This is a genomic window from Bradyrhizobium sp. Rc2d (genome assembly GCF_900099855.1).
GTDB lineage: Bacteria > Pseudomonadota > Alphaproteobacteria > Rhizobiales > Xanthobacteraceae > Bradyrhizobium.
Window position 1 is genome coordinate 296,418 of the sequence record NZ_FNCU01000003.1, and the last position, 17,292, is coordinate 313,709.

At 58.1% G+C, this 17,292-nt stretch carries 13 protein-coding genes; 11 read left to right on the top strand and 2 right to left on the bottom strand.

Features of this window, described 5'->3' with window-relative positions:
- Positions 1 to 85: 85 nt before the first annotated feature.
- A complete protein-coding gene (locus BLV07_RS07480; protein WP_091881874.1) occupies positions 86 to 1,459 on the bottom strand; it encodes a hypothetical protein in 1,374 nt (457 codons plus the stop codon).
- A gap of 225 nt (positions 1,460 to 1,684) precedes the next feature.
- Between BLV07_RS07480 and BLV07_RS07485 the strand changes: the two genes are divergently transcribed.
- The 10 genes from BLV07_RS07485 to BLV07_RS07530 all read left to right on the top strand — a co-directional run bounded on the left by BLV07_RS07485 (position 1,685) and on the right by BLV07_RS07530 (position 13,237).
- Entirely contained in the window at positions 1,685 to 1,957 is a 273-nt protein-coding gene (locus BLV07_RS07485; RefSeq protein WP_143035361.1) for a hypothetical protein, read from the top strand.
- Positions 1,958 to 3,054: 1,097 nt separating this feature from the next.
- The gene (locus tag BLV07_RS07490; RefSeq protein WP_176945390.1) at positions 3,055 to 4,131 is read left to right on the top strand and encodes a hypothetical protein; all 1,077 of its coding nucleotides are present in this window, start codon (positions 3,055 to 3,057) and stop codon (positions 4,129 to 4,131) included.
- A gap of 385 nt (positions 4,132 to 4,516) precedes the next feature.
- Positions 4,517 to 5,902, top strand: a complete 1,386-nt coding sequence (locus BLV07_RS07495; protein ID WP_091882148.1) for an extracellular solute-binding protein — start codon at positions 4,517 to 4,519, stop codon at positions 5,900 to 5,902.
- Positions 5,903 to 5,959: 57 nt separating this feature from the next.
- Positions 5,960 to 6,922 carry a carbohydrate ABC transporter permease gene (locus BLV07_RS07500; protein ID WP_091881880.1) on the top strand — a complete coding sequence of 321 codons (963 nt, stop codon included), beginning with the start codon at positions 5,960 to 5,962 and terminating at the stop codon, positions 6,920 to 6,922.
- A 10-nt stretch (positions 6,923 to 6,932) separates the two neighbouring features.
- Positions 6,933 to 7,793, top strand: coding sequence for a carbohydrate ABC transporter permease (locus tag BLV07_RS07505; protein WP_091881882.1), 861 nt, complete (start codon positions 6,933 to 6,935; stop codon positions 7,791 to 7,793).
- Entirely contained in the window at positions 7,790 to 8,731 is a 942-nt protein-coding gene (locus BLV07_RS07510; RefSeq protein WP_091881885.1) for a ribokinase, read from the top strand. The genes BLV07_RS07505 and BLV07_RS07510 overlap by 4 nt, the downstream gene beginning before the upstream one ends.
- Complete coding sequence (locus BLV07_RS07515) at positions 8,728 to 9,498, top strand: SDR family NAD(P)-dependent oxidoreductase (RefSeq protein ID WP_091881888.1); 771 nt, start codon at positions 8,728 to 8,730, stop codon at positions 9,496 to 9,498. The genes BLV07_RS07510 and BLV07_RS07515 overlap by 4 nt, the downstream gene beginning before the upstream one ends.
- Positions 9,491 to 10,315, top strand: a complete 825-nt coding sequence (locus BLV07_RS07520; RefSeq protein ID WP_091881890.1) for an HAD-IIA family hydrolase — start codon at positions 9,491 to 9,493, stop codon at positions 10,313 to 10,315. The genes BLV07_RS07515 and BLV07_RS07520 overlap by 8 nt, the downstream gene beginning before the upstream one ends.
- On the top strand, positions 10,315 to 11,427 hold the full coding sequence (locus tag BLV07_RS07525) for an ABC transporter ATP-binding protein (protein WP_091881893.1): 1,113 nt from the start codon (positions 10,315 to 10,317) through the stop codon (positions 11,425 to 11,427). The genes BLV07_RS07520 and BLV07_RS07525 overlap by 1 nt, the downstream gene beginning before the upstream one ends.
- A gap of 55 nt (positions 11,428 to 11,482) precedes the next feature.
- Positions 11,483 to 13,237, top strand: coding sequence for a phosphoenolpyruvate hydrolase family protein (locus BLV07_RS07530; protein ID WP_283806513.1), 1,755 nt, complete (start codon positions 11,483 to 11,485; stop codon positions 13,235 to 13,237).
- A 116-nt stretch (positions 13,238 to 13,353) separates the two neighbouring features.
- On the opposite strand, the gene nodU is transcribed toward BLV07_RS07530, so the two are convergent.
- Positions 13,354 to 15,132 (bottom strand): nodulation protein NodU, encoded by a 1,779-nt coding sequence (gene nodU, locus BLV07_RS07535; RefSeq protein WP_091881896.1) that lies wholly within the window; start codon positions 15,130 to 15,132, stop codon positions 13,354 to 13,356.
- Positions 15,133 to 16,671: 1,539 nt separating this feature from the next.
- Here nodU and BLV07_RS07540 point away from each other — a divergent pair.
- Positions 16,672 to 17,031 (top strand): nuclear transport factor 2 family protein, encoded by a 360-nt coding sequence (locus BLV07_RS07540; RefSeq protein WP_244551005.1) that lies wholly within the window; start codon positions 16,672 to 16,674, stop codon positions 17,029 to 17,031.
- Positions 17,032 to 17,292: the final 261 nt, after the last annotated feature.

Consider the following 17,292-nt stretch of genomic DNA (forward strand, 5'->3'; position numbering starts at 1 on the left):
CGCTGGAGCAAGCTATCGTCCAATAACAACCCCGATATCAGAGCTATCTGGACGGGCTCCTAGCGTCGGGAGTGTTCCTCGGCGTCTACATTCGTGGATGATGGATGAGCCGAACGTCGTTGGGTCCTCCCGGCCCCAAGAGGGCGGTGTAGCGCTCGCCGCGAATGTCATATTGTTTTTCCGGCTGCGCCGTGTCCGGCAAGAGGCCCCAGCGGCCGAGCTTCGAGACCATCGTGGGAGGGGCGGGTTGGGTGCCGTGCGAAAAGCCCTCGGGAACGGCCCATGATGCAGCATAAATCTCGCGGACCGCGGGGGACGTCGTCTCAGCCCTGGAGGACGCCGGAGCGGCTTTTTCCGTCGACCGTCCAAGCCGCGCTTGCGAGGCCCGATTGGCCGGCTGCGCACTGGGCTGCGGAACGTCTTCCGGTCGAAAGCCGGGACGAATGGCAGCGCCTGGCGGATTGAGTGGGGTGCTTCGCCTCATCGCCGCCGCGGGCACGAACAGCGCGGTGTAGCGGTCAGTGTGAACCACGAAACTGTTGGGTCGGCTGTCCTGGCTCGGCGGGATGCTGCTACCGTCAAGCGCAGCCGACGCGTGCTGGTCGCCCTGCCGGAAGTTGAAGGGACGAACGACCGCTCCTAAATCCAGGGTCTGCTGATGGCGCGCGGTTGGCTCGAGAGACGATGATGGGCCGGCGTCTTCCACCATCGCCCACAGCTGATCCTGATCGTAACCTTCCTCAGGAAGGACCAATGACGAACCGACCGCTGGCCCGTAAGGCGACGGTGCGCCGGCGCTTTCCATAAGCACACGAGCCATTGAATTGCCCGGCTCGCTCAGCTGGCGCTCAATAGCATCCAGTTCCGCATGGCTTAGCGTCCTCTGCCTCTTCGCAGGACTCAACTGCCCGCTGTAATCCTCACCCATGAGGGCCGCGTGACTTGAAAGGGGGGTGCTCCTGGTGAGCTCGTTCGGAGCCGGCTGGTAGCCGTCGCTCCAGTTGAAGTGACGAACGGCTTCTCCGCGATCCGGTGCCTGGTGATCGCGCGCGGTTGGCTTGAGAGACGATGCTAGGATGGGTTCGCCCATCATTCCTCGCAGCGGATCCTGATCGTGACCTTCCGCAGTCAGCTCCTTAGGCCAACTCAAAGCTTCCCAGGGCGCGCTGTGCTGCGCAGCGGCGTCCCCGACGCGTCTGGTGACTGCGTCTTGGGGATGAGGACCGCCGGCACTATGGTGCCCAAGTTCCAACGCCTGGATGAGCCCACGGTCTTCGTCAGACAGATGAGGATTGTAGCGATCTGGAGAAACAGGAGTCTCTGCGACGGCAGGGGTATCAAGCTGCGGCACTGCATCCAAGTACGGCTCAAACTCCGCTTGCTGCTGTTGCGGTTGTGGCACCGCGGCGTTGTAAGCAGAGTCTCGGTCGAATGGGTTGATGCTGTTAAATGGGTCCATGTCCCGTCCCGGTTTGAGCTGGTTCGCAATCCTGAGCCGATCGTGTCGCTCTCTGGTTCTCGCTCTATTAGGATCAGCTGTCGACAAGCTGACGCATTTAGAGACTTAAGTGAGCCATTGGCCAGCCCGACCGCCACACTCACTCGAGGAACGCGCCAAGGATGCCGGGATTGCTATTTTTCGGAAACACTGGCTGGGTGAGTCGGAGCCGGCACGAGTAGCATCATGGGACCTACAAAATCGTCCAAAAATAAAGTGTGTACTGAGCTGGGAAGTGTTCTGGACGATGCCGTCCCGATGGTGCCCGAACTGAGGCGACTGGGAAGTGTTCTGGACGATGCCGTCCCGATGGTGCCCGAACTGAGGCGGACCTCTTCGTTGAAGGCATGCCTTGCCGAGAAGGTCTTGACTCTGGCCGCAGAGGGTGAATCGGATCCAGCTATCTTGGCACGTGTCGCGGTGCGGACAGTGCAGGAATCCTTGCAGCTGCCGATGTGAAGGAGGACCGACGTGCGACATGTTGCGTGTCGCTAGGAGGGGACTTGAATTATTGCACTCGCAAGGCGTCATCCTTCGAAAACCTTGATCCCGGTGATGGTTGGTTCGTCGCGCCGCGAAAGGACCCGCACCCGGACCACCTTATAGGTGGAGAGCAGATATTCGCATAGAAAGACGAATGCTGCCTCGCGCAGAAGCTCCTCCTCCTTTGCCGTGGCCACCAACCGGTGGACTGCGCCCGAGAACGCGGGCCTTTGGGGTGCATAGTTTCGTCGGCTTTCTGAAAGTGCTGGATCTCCTACATTGCTATGAGCAAGAGCGAATTTTGAGCCGGGCAAGTGAAGCAATTGGAACGACCGTTTGCCGCTCCGCTAGCAGCCCAGTACGAGGCGGCGGATCGCCCTCTAGCGTGCAAACAAACAGTTTGATATCGAAATCAAAATCATGCGTCTTGTCCGGCCGATATTTGCGCTGCGGCTGAACTCATTAGATGTTGCGGGGTGCCTGGGCCGCAGGCGCCGCGGCCTGCCACGACGGCGGCGCGACTGGAGAGCAGACAGCTCCTTCTCGCTCACACGGCTCTTAAATGGTGTTGCAGGCCACCGAGCCGTCCGCTTGCTTAGGCTAGGCCGGCGCCCGCCGGTTACGCTCGCTCCTGCTGGAACTAGCTCGCGGACACAAAGCGCGCAGATGCTCGGCAGATTCGATGTGCCGATTGTGCGCAGAATTCTTCGCTTCCTTTACCTTCTCTGCAGCGATACTTTGCTAAGTGTGGCTTCGTTCCGAGGCTCTGCGCGACTTCCAGCCGCGCAAAGGGTGTGGGGCAGCACGGCTGCGAGCCCACGCCAGCGGCTGTTCAACTATTTGGCAGTGGAGCTACACAGCCGCAACGTTATCCCATAACCCATCAGGCGCGCCGAAGACGCGGAATTACCTGGCGTACGCAGGTCCGTGGGACGCTCTCCCGCAGCGTCGGTAGCCGAGCGGGAAGCCCCCGAAAAGTTGGCGGTCGGTCGCATTCCTTTCCTCACTTGTCAGCTTCTCGAAAGCCGCACCTGCCAAGATCAAACTGAACGTCCCATGCGCGAGGGGAACAGATGAACATCGATCCACCGAACACATTAGAACGCTTGACCCAGCAGCAGCGGACGCAGCAACCGCCGGGCGGCCCTATAAGCGCACAAACCAGCTCACCAGCACACCCGTCGCCGGATCAAGCGGACTTTGAGCAGCAGCTGAGCGAACTGCGGTCACACCGAACATCAGATTCAGCTGCCGCTTCGATCGATTCCCGGATTGGATCACCCTTGACCGTGACGAGGGGCAATCGGAGAGCGTGCGCCATCCAGGAAAGCGAGCGGTGCCCGGCCGCATCCTTCGTCAGGGGGCGCGCCGAACTTGCCGCATCGCTAGCCGGAGCGAGTGTTAAGGCGCTGAAGAACGAGATCAAACTCGCTGCGCAGCGAGCCGCACAGTGGCCACGAGCCACCGGATCTTCTGCCGGCAGTGTCGACGTCGACCGCATTTTCGACGATGTGCTGGCATCATCGTATCTGCCGCTGCACCGTTTTCAGAACGAGGACATCGATTGTGAGCCCATTCTAGACGAGGAGGTGAGTGCCATCGCGCATGTGCGTTCCCTCGCGGGTTTGCGTGCTCAGGCTAGCCCGCATGTTTATAAGGCTGCTATCTGCTCGGACGACGAAAGGGAGGACGAAATTGATATGGCGCGCCTCGCGGCATGGCACACGAAAGGCGTTACAGAGAGTGCTTTTGTCTCATTGTCCCAGACCCCCTCGCGACTGCTCCTTTCAAAGGACCACAGCGAGAATGGCGCGAACGCGATTGCAAAGAACGCTAAGAAGCTGCACACTTATACGGTACCAAGCGTCACCGCCTGGCCGATCAAAAAGATCAACGCTATTCTAGAGCGTGGGCATGCTCCCGGAGATGAGGAGCTGCGAGATTGGTTAGGGGGAATACCGAGCGAGGAGACCGAGGTCCTGTTTCTGGGCGGCAACCTAGCTGATTATTGGACAGCCAGCGTGGATAATCCGAACATGGCTAGCACACCGCAAGATCGTAGGCCGATCAAGAAAGCAAGGATCAGCTTCGATACGCCCGAGATGATGACGGATTCTCGAGCTCATTGCCCCTCGGATTCCGGCCACTGACCCTCTCAGTGCTGGCGAGCTATCGGCTGCGGTCGAATCGGCCGGGACTGGCGCCCCTGCTTTCTGCTATTTGGAAGTCAAGCGTGCCGGGCGCATGCGCGTCCGGTCCGAAGGCCGGGCCCCTCGTCAGGTCGATAGCCAAGTCAGCGAAAGCGATCATGCTTCGCCGAGAAGCACGTGTTTCACGAACCCGACCGTGATGCTGTCTTACCCATCAGGTGCATCGTCGGCACCAACCGTGAATTTGGATCTTACCCAATGTTACCCAACGTTGGTTTGAAAACCACCTCAAGGCGGAAAAATGACGGATTAGCATCCCTGCACCGCGGCCCTGGAAGAGGAGGGCGCGTGGGTTTACGGGCCAAAGAGCCTAGAGGAGGGAATGATGACAAGGAAGCTCGCCGCTTCTCGCGGTTATTGGATGAGTTTTGCCCGAAACGTTCTCATCTGTTCCACGCTTTTGGCTGGAACGGCCGTGGTCTTCACCCAAGCCAAGGCGGACGACATCAATTGGCGCCAGTTTGAAGGCGCCTCGATCGTCTGGGCCTATGACATTCATCCGTATGCCGACGCGGTCGCAGCCCAGTTGCCGGAGTTCGAGAAGCTCACGGGCATCAAGGTGACGCCCGAGCTTTATCCGGACGATGCCTATTGGAATAAGTTGACAATCCAACTCAGTACCAAGTCACCGAGTTGGGACGTCGTGGGGACGGGCATTCAACCAGCTTGGGATCTTGCGCCAGGTCAATTGCTTGAGCCGCTCGACAATTATCTGAACGATCCGAAACTCACGATGGCGGGCTACGACTACCAGGATTTCTTCCCTGCACTTCGGGATGCGCTGACCTGGAAGGTCAAAGAAGGGCAGATCGAGCCGGGAAGCGGACAGGTCTGGGCCATTGCGCATGGGTTTGAGAACATCCAGCTGTTCTACCGCAAGGACATCCTCGACAAGTACGGCGTCAAAGTCCCAACGACTCCGCCGGAGATGTCCGCCGCCTGCGAAAAACTGAAGGCCGCGGACCCCGCGATCACACCTCTGGGCGTGCGCGGCGTGCGATTTTGGAGCAGCATCCACACGGCTGCGATCTCGATTGCCAGGTCCTATGGGGTGCATGATTTCGTCCTCAAGGATGGCAAGGCGGACACTGGCCTCGACTCGCCGGAGTCGATCGCGTTCCACAAGGACTATGTGGACATGATCAAGAAGTGCGCGGCTCCGTCCTTCGCCAACGACAATTGGTACCAGGTGGTCGATGGCATCAGTTCGGGACGAACGGCGATGGCGATCGATTCCAATATGTTCGGTTTTTGGAATGACGTGGCCGGCAAGCCCGGTTCGGGGAAGATCGCATTCGCGCCTCCGCTGCACGCTCCGAACAGCAAGAATTTCGAATCCAACATCTGGATCTGGTCTCTTGCGATGAATGCCGCGTCAAAGAAGAAGGGGGCAGCCTGGCTGTTCATCCAATGGGCAACGTCAAAGCAGGTCGGACTGAACGGCGCCGTCGCCGGCAAGCTCGTTAACTCTCCGCGTGCCTCTACCTGGAGTGACAAGACCTGGCTCGAATATGCGGCAAGGCCGGAGTTCAACAACTTCGTGGACACGTTCAAGACCGTGCAGGACAGAGCGAAACTCGCATTTACAGCTCGTGTCGGCTTTGCCGAAGCAATGAATGCTTGGGCCGTCGCTATGCAAAAAATGGTCAATGGAGCCGACGTGAAGGCCACGCTGGCCGACCTTGCCTCCGAGATCCGCTCGTCGATGTGAAACGCGCCTGGGCGGCGAGCATCATCGCCGCCCCCTGCATTGCAAAGATGAAGTGAGATGGACATTCCTGGATCCCACGGAATCGTGACGCTGCAGTCTTCGACCACTCAACTTGCCTCGCCAAAAGACAAGGCGGTCAGGAGCGCACAGGATTCGCGCCTTGATTGGTGGAGCATTGCCGCAATTACCCCTGCTATCATCGTACTTCTTGGCTTTCTTTTCCTGTTTTTCTATGGCGTCTTTCAGTCGCTGACCGATCTCAAGTTCGGTCGGCCTCTAGTCCACTTCATCGGCCTCGACAACTACGCGGCATTGATCAAGATAGGAGATTTTTGGAACAGCGTTCGTGCCACTCTTGTTTACGCCGGATCTTCGGTGCTTGCGGAAGCTGTATTCGGTCTGGCGCTTGCCAAGCTGTTCGCAACTGACGTCTTCCTTGCGCGTGTGATGCGGCCCGTCATTCTCTTGCCGCTCGTCCTGCCTCCGATGAGCGTTGCGCTCATGTGGACGACAATGATGGACCCGCAAAACGGGATTATGAACTACCTGCTCTCGCTTGCGGGCATAAGCAGATTTGCATGGATTTCAGATCCAAACACCGCGATGTTCTCGCTCGTCCTCATTGACGTCTGGACCTATACGCCATTCTTCGCGCTAATCATCTTCGCCGGTCTCCAGGGCATCAATGAAGAGATCAAGGAGGCCGCGCGTGTGAATGGCGCGAAGGGGTGGGCAACCTTCCTGCACATCGAGTTTCCGCTGATCGCGCCATACATTCTGATCGCCGCAGTGTTTCGGCTGATCGAATCCCTCAATCAGTTCGACATCATTTTCGGGACAACGCAAGGTGGGCCTGGGAATAGCACCTCCGTACTTTCGGTGCGAGCTTACATTACCGCGTTCCAGAACCTCGCCTTTGGGCGTGGTGCCGCACTGATGGTCGTCAATTGGATGATCGTTCTGATCGGAACGTTTGCCCTGGTGAAGCTATGGCGCTTCGTTCGGCAGCGCGTAAGCTGAGGATGCAACCATGCGATTGAAGCGCTCGACCTCTACCAATTTGCTTCTGAACCTGCTCGTCGGCATTTGCGCATTGATCCTGGCCTTTCCACTGGTCTGGATCGCGATGACGTCGCTGAAGCAGCAGGCTGAAGTGATGACCTGGCCGCCAACCTTCCTGTTCGTGCCGACGCTGGAGAATTACCGTGTGCTGTTTGATGTCACTCAGGCCGGAGCGACCAGCTATGGCACCATCAAAGTCGACTTCTTAACGCCGATCACGAACAGCGTCGTCATTGCGCTGGGCTCCGTAATCATCTCCCTGCTCATTGGGGTGCCAGCCGGCTACGTCCTAGCCAGGCGAGACATACCCTTCAAGGAAGACATTGCCTTCTTCATTTTGGGCTTCCGCTTTGGCCCGGTCCTCTTGGTCGTCATCCCGCTGTTCAGCGTCTTTCAGACGATCGGATTGTATGACACCTATATCGGGATGATCTGGGTCTACCAAGTCGTTACATTGCCAATGATTGTTTGGCTGAGCCGCTCCTATATCGAAGACATCCCAAAAGACATAGAGGAGGCAGCCGCCATGGATGGGGCCAAACCGGTCCGAGTCGTGGTGCACATCGTGCTGCCGCTTTTGAAGCCGGGCCTCGTCGGGGCCTCATTGCTCATCTTCCTACTCGCTTGGCACAACTTCGCCTTAGGTCTGATGCTCAGTTCGACCAAGGCGCCGGTAACGGTCGCTCTTCTCAAGCTGCTCAATCCAGGCGTGCAGTTCTACCCGGTCATGGCCGCAGGGCTGGTTGTGACGATGATCATTCCCGTCATTCTGATCGTGATCGGTCAGCGTCATCTTGAACGCGGCCTAACCTTCGGTGCCGTAAAATGAGCGCCAGGCCATTGATGTTCTTCGGAACGACGAATCTCGATCTGTGCTTCAATGTCGAGCGGCTTCCAACGCCGGGTGAAAGCCTGATGGGTACGGTGACCCGTCACCCTGGAGGAAAGGGCGCGAACCAAGCCGTTGCTGCCGCCCGGCTCGGCCTGAAACCACACTTCTACACGCATCTCGGTGATGATGATGCCGGTCAGTCGCTTTTAAAATCGCTTATGGAAGCTGGCGTTTGCACTGACGCAATCACGGTCTGTGCAGGCGAAGTCTCGGGCTCGGCCTTGGTTATGGTCGCTGACGACGGCTCCAACATGATCGTCATAGACCCGGGCGCCAATTCGAAGGTGGCGCCGGACATGATCGAGAGCGCAACCAAATTCATAGAGCACGATACAATCGTCGTCGCCGAAATGGGTATGCCGATCCCTGCGCTCAATCGACTCTTCGAGATGAAGCGTAAAAAAGGCTTCGAGCTTATTTTCAACCCGGCCCCGGTAAGGCCAGGTCTTCCATCGGCTGCGTGGAGAAGCGTTGATTTCGTCACGCCGAACCAGACGGAAGCTTTCGAGCTGACAGGCATCGAGGTATGCGACTTCGATGGCGCCGCGCGTGCGGCGGTGAAGCTGCTTGATCTCGGGCCCGGTGCCGCGCTGATCACGCTCGGGGCGCAGGGAGCTTATTATGCTGATGCCACGCGCTCCTTTGCTCTGCGGGCGTTTCCCGTCAAGGTCGTCGATACCACGGCCGCAGGAGATGCTTTCAATGGGGCATTCGCAGCATCACTCGCTCAGCGGCTGCCTCTAAAGGAAGCAGTGAGGAAGGCGCTAGCGGTTGCAGCCTTATGTGTGACACGGCGCGGTGCTCAAAGCTCAATGCCGACAGCCCAGGCAGTTGACGAGTTTCTACAGTCTCAAACGATCTTGGAGTTGGAATGACCGAACAGTTCTCAGTTTCAGACCGGACGGTGCTCGTCACCGGGGCAGGCGGCGGTATTGGCTCTGCCATTGCTAATGCGTTTCGTCAGGGAGGCGCGAACGTCGTTGCCACCGATGCCAATCTAGAGAACCTCAGAGACACTCTGCCAAGACTGCCCTATGGCAACGGCATAGTGCCCATGGCTATGGATGTCGCGCGCGAGGAGGACGTCGGAAGGGTCCTCGAACAGATCGACGAACACTTTGGCCGGCTGGACGTGCTGGTCAATAATGCAGGCATAAAATCTGCCCAGCCGTTGCTCAGCGGCAGCGCTGAAAAAATTGAACGTACGATCCAGATCAACTCGATCGCTGTCCTGCGCTGCTCAAAACTGGTCGTCGAGCGCTTCATGAAAGGCAAAGGCGGACGCATCGTCAATGTCGGCTCATCGCTGTCCTCGCAAGGTGCAGTTTTCAACTATCAGGCCGGCGGAGCCGACTATTGTCTTTCGAAGGCAATCGTACACGACGTGACCAAGCTACTTGCCTATGAATGCGCGCCCCTCAGCATCAACGTGAACGCGATCGCGCCTGGCATCATTGATACTCCCATGCACGGTCGCCCGCGGGAGGAGACTGAAGCGCGCCATGGTGGCCGGATTCCGTTGGGACGGGTTGGAGTGCCTGAGGATATCGCAGGGCTAGCCGTCTTCCTGGCGAGTCCGGCGGCTTCTTACATGACAGGGCAGATCGTGCACGTGAACGGCGGGATGCTGATGAATGGCTAGCCCAAGCTCTCACCTCAACTGGCCGTCAGTCGCTGGGATCATTTCGGACCTCGATGGCGTCCTCTATCGTGGAGATGCCGCAATTGTCGATGCCATAGAAGCGTTTGCGCGATGGCAGGCGGCCGGACTGCCGTTCTGCTTCGTGACAAACAACTCGACCCACACGCCGGAGGACGTCGTCCGCAAATTGGAAGCGTTTGGCCTTGCAGTCGCGCCGAACGAAGTGGTTACCAGCGCGATTGCGGCCGCAGAACTCGCACGCGCGAAGTACCCGGACGCAAGCCGCGTATATGTCATCGGCGCGCCCTCGCTTGCGAATGCGGTCGCCGCGGTAGGTCTGGACGTTACTGACCAAGAGCCGGAGATCGTCGTGATGGGTCTCGATCGCCGCATCACGCATGAGAAGATGCGGATTGCTGTTGAGGCGATCCTGAACGGAGCCGCCCTCATCGGCACCAACCCTGATCTTCTCTTGCCGACCGCCGATGGCTTCGAACCGGGAGCAGGAGCAACAATTACGGCTGTGGCTGCTGCCGCCCAGGTCAAACCCCTGATCGTTGGTAAGCCCGAGCCGCACATGATCAAAACGGCGCTTTCCCGCATAGGGACGGTGCGCAGCGCCACACTGATGATCGGTGACCAGACTGCGACGGATATTCAGGCCGGTAAGCGAGCTGGCCTTCCAACCGTGCTGGTCACGACCGGCGTTCCGCCCCGAGAGGATCCTGCCCTGGCGCGACCAGATTTCATCGTATCGAGCCTGGCAGAGATTGAGATCCCGGCCCTGGTTGGAGGCTCGCGACAGAGGAGAGCGTGATGGCCGATGTTCGTCTGGAAGGCGTCAGCAAGGCCTACGGGACCATCCAGATCCTGCGGAATATCAACCTGACAATCGACCATGGCGAATTCGTCGTCTTCGTCGGGCCATCCGGGTCGGGTAAGTCGACGCTGCTGCGCATGATCGGAGGGCTGGAGCGCATCAGCGGCGGACGGCTCTTGATCGACAATGTGGTCGTCAACGGCCTTGATGCGGCCGATCGTAACCTCGGTATGGTGTTTCAGAGCTATGCGCTCTATCCGCATATGACCGTGCGCGAGAACTTGGCCTTCCCTCTGCGTATGGCCAAAGTGACAAGAGCCGAGATTGATGCCAGGGTCGCTGAGACCGCATCGCTGTTGCAGATCGATCACCTCTTGGATCGTAAGCCTCGGCAACTCTCAGGTGGACAGCGGCAGCGCGTGGCGATTGGGCGTGCCATTGTGCGTGAGCCCAAGGTGTTCCTGTTCGACGAGCCTCTGTCGAACCTGGATACTGAGTTGCGTGTGCAGATGCGGGTTCAGATTGCCAAACTGCACAAGCAGTTGGGAAACACCATGATCTATGTAACGCACGACCAGGTCGAGGCAATGACGATGGCCGACAAGATCGTTGTGCTCAAGGACGGCAATATCGAGCAAGTGGGAAGCCCTCATGATCTCTATCACAATCCAGCGTCTCGGTTTGTGGCGGGATTCATCGGCTCGCCCAAGATGAACTTCCTCGACGGCCACATCGAGGCAGCAACCGAGACGGGCATGGACGTCAGGCTCGACGCGGGCGCAACGGTCTCTGTCCCCGTCCAGCCGGATCAATTGCTGGTCGGCAAGCCGATCACACTTGGAATTCGGCCGGATGATTTCTCTCCGTCCGCCGCCGAGAAGGCCGACATCGCAATTGAACTTGACATCGATTTCGTCGAGCATCTTGGCAGCGTCACTTACGTTTACGGCAACGCCGGAAAGGAGGCAGTCGTCGCAAAAGCGTCAAAGCCCGAGCCGCTCAAAGGCTCCGGCAAAGTTCGTCTTGCGGCTTCCCCGGCGGACTGCCATCTGTTCATGGCGAACGGAAAAGCCCTGCGACGGTTGCAAGCGCCCGCAAATTGGAGCTAATTTTGGTTAGTGCCGCGCCAGGAGCGAACGCGGTCTATAGACACGGACGGATGAGGTGAAGGGGGGCGGTATCAGGCAGTTCTTCCGGAACTCCCGTTCGTTTGTGCTGGGGGCGGGGATCGGATCGGGCATGGCTGCGAGAGCGGCCGAACGAGCAGGGGCAGATTTCGTGCTTGCGCTCAATGCCGGCCGATTTCGCGCGATGGGCGGTTCTTCACCTGCCTCAATCCTTCCAATCCGCAATAGCAATGAATTTGTGGCCGGCTTCGGTCGGACCGAGATCCTGCCCAGCACGAAATTGCCGGTATTCTTCGGCGTTTGTACCTTTGATCCGCAACTCGATATCGATCGTTGGCTCGATCGGATCAGCAGCTGGGGTTTTTCGGGGGTCACTAACTTCCCTTCCGTCATCCACATTGATGACTACAGGAGGTCGTTGCTTGAGAAATGCGGCCTAGGTTACTCCCGCGAAATAGAGCTGCTGGTGAAGGCGGCAAAACGTGGCCTGATGACGATCGCCTATACTCGAACCCAATCTGAAGCAAGGCGCATGGTTGAAGCTGGTACTCAGGCCATCTGCATCAACTTCAATCTCAATCGTGGCGTTGAAAGCGCATCCGACCCATCGATTAGCCTGTCGGAGCTTGCCGCGCGCACGAGCGCAGTCGCGCGTGTGGCTCAATCCGTCGACCGAAACGTGATCTGCCTACTTGGCGGCGGGCCGATAACGAAGCCTGACGAACTCTTGGATATCTGCGGCGAAACGGGTGTTAAGGGCTTCATCGGGGGTTCCTCGCTCGATCGCGTCCCGCTGGAGATGTCTGTCCTTGAGGTCACCTCGGGATTCAAGACTCTTCACTTGTTGCGGGAGAAGGTCGATCTCCTTGAGCGCCAACTCCAATTGAGCGGCTTCAGGCACGGCGTCATCGCACAGTCCTCAATCATGAAACGCGTTCTTGAGACTGCAAAGCGCCTGGCTTCCCATCCCAGTCCTGTGCTCGTTTGGGGCGAGACCGGCTCGGGCAAGCGAAGGATAGCCAGCCTGGTCCATGCCTTCAGCGACCGCAAGCACGCGAAGGCAGCGCTGTTTCAATGCCGACCCGGCTTGCCCATCGATACGGTCGGTGCGCTTTTTGGGGCCGAGCGCGATCAGAGCAGGAGACGCCAACTGTCGCTGCTGGAAAGTGCAAACGATACGACCGTGTTGCTGCTGCATCTCGATCAGCTTTCGCGTGATGGGCAGGAACGGCTTGCCGATTACCTCGAGACCGGTAGTTTCGCGCCCTTGAACGGCGCATCCATTGTGCGCTCCAGTGCTCGAATCATCGCAACTGCCACGGTTGCTCGCGGGGCGGGCCTTCAAACGGTGCTATGTCCCCGGCTGCTCGGCTTGTTTTCGGGGCTCGACATCAAGCTACCTGCCTTGCCAGACCGATTGGAGGACCTCCCTCAGCTGGTTCAGCATTTCACAGTCGAGGCGAAGGGGGATTCGAATGCCCAAACGCTGGCGATCGAAAATTCTGCATTTTTGGCGCTCGCTGGCCATGATTGGCCCGGCAATTTAAGGGAATTGCGCCAGATCGTGAACCAGCTGGTGACGCTCCCAGATGCGCATATCAGCGCGGGCGTTCTGAGGCCGCTGTTGAACGCGTCGGCACCGGCTAAGCCGAAAAATGCATTCTCCGAGCGGGAATGGATCATAGAAGGCTTGAAACGAAACAGACTTCATCGCGGAAAAACAGCCAGTTCTCTGGGGCTTTCAAGAAAAACCCTCTACAACAAAATCAAAAAGCTGCGGATCTTGGAGTAGCAGTCCCGGTGTTCACGTTGCTCACGCTAGCCGCCTCGAAGCGGTCCCATCCAAAAGCGTGAACATTGGTAATGACGACCGGGTGCGCCAAGGCTCACCATACGATTTCACGTTCGCTAAGCCGATTGCTGCCGTGGAGCTGCGCTAATCTCGTCTGAACCACGCTCGGCGCCATTGCTGGCTTGCGGAGCTTTCGTCCACAGCATCCCGTCGCACCATACGTGCTCCACGCGGCCCCACTTGCAGGCGGCTGCGAGATGCGGGAAGAACCCACGTCCATGGTGATTTGCGCTCGTATTGCAAAGCAGCGGAATTCCCGTGAGCGCTTCGTATTCGACGAGAAGCTCGGCGACTTTGTGTTGAGAGGTCCTGCAGATCGTCTGCAGTCGCGCAGATCCGTCGAGATGTACAACAGCGGGGATTTTGTCCCGCCATTCAGCTCGAGTCTGATGATCGAAAATCATATAAGGATCCGGCGTTCCTGGACTGAAAATATCCGGCGCGCGATCTTCCAGGCAGATCGGCGCCACTGGCCGGAAGTGTTCGCGATGCTTGATGTCATTGAGATAATCCTTCATTCCCGGCGATGTTGCGGCTGCGAGAATGCTTCTGCTACCTAATGCCCGAGGTCCAAGCTCGGCGCGGCCGGCAAGAAAAATCACAGGCTTGTCGCTGGCGAGAATAGTCGCGAGTTCATGCATACCACACGGCGCGCCATCCCATTCAGGTGGCACATCGCTACGTTGCAGCGCCGGACCACTGTATACCGACCATTGCAACGGCACGAAACCTCCGTCCGCTCCCATTGCGCAACAAGCTGCACCGATTGCAGAGCCGCTGTCATTTGGAAACGGGGGCACCCAGACAGCATCGAACAGGCCTGCCGCCCGTAGTGCACTATTCCATTTGATATTGAGACCGCAACCGCCCGCTATGCACAAGTTGCGCGCAGCAAAACCCGAGTGCCGCTGCAAAGCACTCGCCATTTCCCGCACGAGCAGACGCTCGAGGAAGCAATGAAACGATGCGAGCACATCTTCGGGCGCCTTGGCCTTCAACCGCCGCGCGCTAGCATCGAAGAAGTCGTGAACGGTCGCAAGCTCAGACTCCATGCTCTTGATGTCGGTACGGTAACTGGCACGCTTCGTGTCAGCGGCAAAGCGCTCCTCATAGAGCTCCTGAAAGACCGTGACGATGTTTTCATTGACAGAGCCGAGGCCGATATAGGCCATCAGCTTGCCGGCGACACCCAGGTTGAGCTTGCCGGCACCTCCCGGATCCAGCTTGCCGGGGTCACCCAGGTCCCAATTGGCGCGGTTCGCTCGCTTATACGGCCCAAAGTGAAGACCCGCAGCGGCATAGACGTGCCCGATCACCGGGAACAGACACTCGATAAACCGGGTCCCCCCGCGTTCTACATGATAGAGTCGTGGAAAGGTGCCGCCATCCCACACGAGGCAGAAAGCAGGCTGTCCAGCTTTGGCAAACGGGCTGGTGCAGTATGCGGCGGCCACGTGGCTGGCGACGTGCGGATAGCTCTTATACGGGAAATCCCTGCCATCGAGCCTAAGGCCAAAGCCGTCGCGTGAGGCGAGAAGGCCCTCGGTATGGCGTTCAACATAGGACGCGCCTTTGAGCGTGATAGGTGCCGTTCCGCTAACGACCTGGTACCGAGACTCCACTTGCCCCACCCAGCCGTCGACGACGAACTGATCAATGTCCTGCACATCTAGACCGTGCTCCGCCAAAGCCATGACGATTGCATCGAGATTGTCGATCGTTTGATAGCGCGGATTGTTGTTCCGCTTCTCCTGCTCGATGCAAAAGATGAGCCGTCCGTCCTCGATCAGCGCGATCGCTCCGTCATGCGTCAGCTTGATACCGCAGATGCGCATAATGCCTCCACTTTAATGCCAGCAATTCGATGAGTTAAAGATCAAGTCTGGACTCCGAGAGCATGCGAGTAAGCAATCGTCGTGGCCCGACTCATCCTCGCGCCGCTCGCGCTAGACCATTCGCCTCATTTCGCATGCCCATGACCCATTTCGTCATCAGCGAGATCCGGTTACTAGATGCCGTACTAAGCGTGGTGCATGATTTGCGCCGATGCGGGGGACCCTATGGGGTCTACCCGGACGAGCTTCGCGTTCGCGACCGAGCAGTGCGCCAGGATTGAGGTCGCTGTTCTGCGCTGTATTGACCTCGACGATCGTGAAGGGGCCGAATTGCTCGCGGAGAGAAGATAATGTGTAGCATGCGCGTCAGCGCTCCGTTCCCTTTGTCAGTTCCGAGGGCATTGGCTTGCTTCGTCAGATCAGTGCATTCTTGCATCATTTCCTATTCTCGTATGGCTCTTCATACGGCGGGATTCCTTCGTAGTTTCAAAGAGCGTGCCAACAGCCAGTGCTGCTTTCCTTTGCTATTCCCATCCAGGGCGTGTCGCGTAGAGAACGGGATGTCCTGAGACCGACAGTGGCGTTGCAGATGCTCCGTCTTGCTTCGTTTGACGCATCGCAATTTTTGTCAGCGCGCGAAGCCGCTTTACTTAATGCGATGGAGAGCCGTGGATTCGAGATCGGCTGTTTGCGGCCTCTCCGGCCAATCGCCCTCCGCGTTTGGCGCCAAGCAGCGTGATTAAGGAGGGCGATGACGAGTGAGGACACCCGCGCTTGCGTGGGATCTCCGATAGGCGCTGGGGAGCGGGACGGTACGCAGGTTGTCCTAAGAAACGGCAACTGCTCGGGGATACGTTGATGCGTCGCACGGAGCTGCGCGCCGAGTAAGTTCGAACGCCGCGAATACCTCAGGGCCAGACCCGTCTTCATCGACGCATGCTTGATAGTGGTCGCTTACGACTGTGCTGCGATACCTCGCCTTCAGTCGATTTGATCGAGCTGAGCCTCTCTGCGCCTGGAGTCCACACGGCGCGAGCCGACTGCAATTCCTTTTCGCCGCGTTCCCGACAATCTCGCCTGAGACAATCGTACCCAGACTAAAGAATGTCACATCGACTATGAGATCTGGTCACCGTATGCAACGATTGAATTAGAGATCAGGCTTCGCCCGGCCAATTGGCTCACCGACGAACTCCATCATACCGGGGGGCACACAGTTGCATCGCCGTGGGTCTTTGTGCACTGTTCCTGGTCGAGAGTGTCGCTTGCGCGCTCGTCATACGTTGCGATGCCCAAGGTGCTTTTTGCCCTGAAGCCGCACTGTAGCTCGATGCCATCGTGTGCCGCACTGTTCCTCGACAACGCACGCAATATGGTCAGGCTTTACTCCTTCCGCTAAACCGGTACGTTCTCCTCAGCATGAGTGAGGAAGCTCAGGTCAGGCGCTTTATCGCGAGTAGCCGGTCTTGCCGTTACCGGAGCGTGCGTTCCGGCAATCAACTTCTTAGATCGAGATTCATAGTGAACGACGACTGCTCGATGAAGGACATCCGCGAGTTCCTGGACCTCTGGCAGCGAGTCTTCAACAGGCATACGCCCGATCGCCTGGTTTCGTTGTACACAGATGATGCGATGCTGCAGGGTACATCGAGTCCTAAGCTCTACATCGGGGCCAAAGAAATAGGCACTTACTTTCGTGGCGGCGCTACCGTGAAAATGGAAGTATGGCACTCTGTCACGTTGGAGCACAACGTTGTCCTGGTCGCGGGAAGCTATGTCTTTTCACAGATATCGAAAGGCCATCAGAAATCGACGCCGGCGCGGTTCACCTTCGTACTACGCCGTCAGGACGGCACGTGGAAGATCGTGCATCATCACTCATCTGCCAGCCCAGATTGAAAGTCGAACCAAGCTACGCGGTATTCAGAGTTTGGGACTGGAGTAACGAGCTCAAGCCCCTTTCAGGATTCTACCCATACAGCGAGAGGGGCAGTCTCGGTAAAGTTGCCGCTTGCCCTCAGGGGTTTTCACGAACTTCCTACGTAGGCGCTTCCTCTTTAAGACGAGAGGCGGCTATACCAGTTCTTCGGCTCTTCATTTTCGCTATGTGATCTGAAGATCATCACGCAGCGGACGGAGCCTACCTGCCCGCCTATTGCT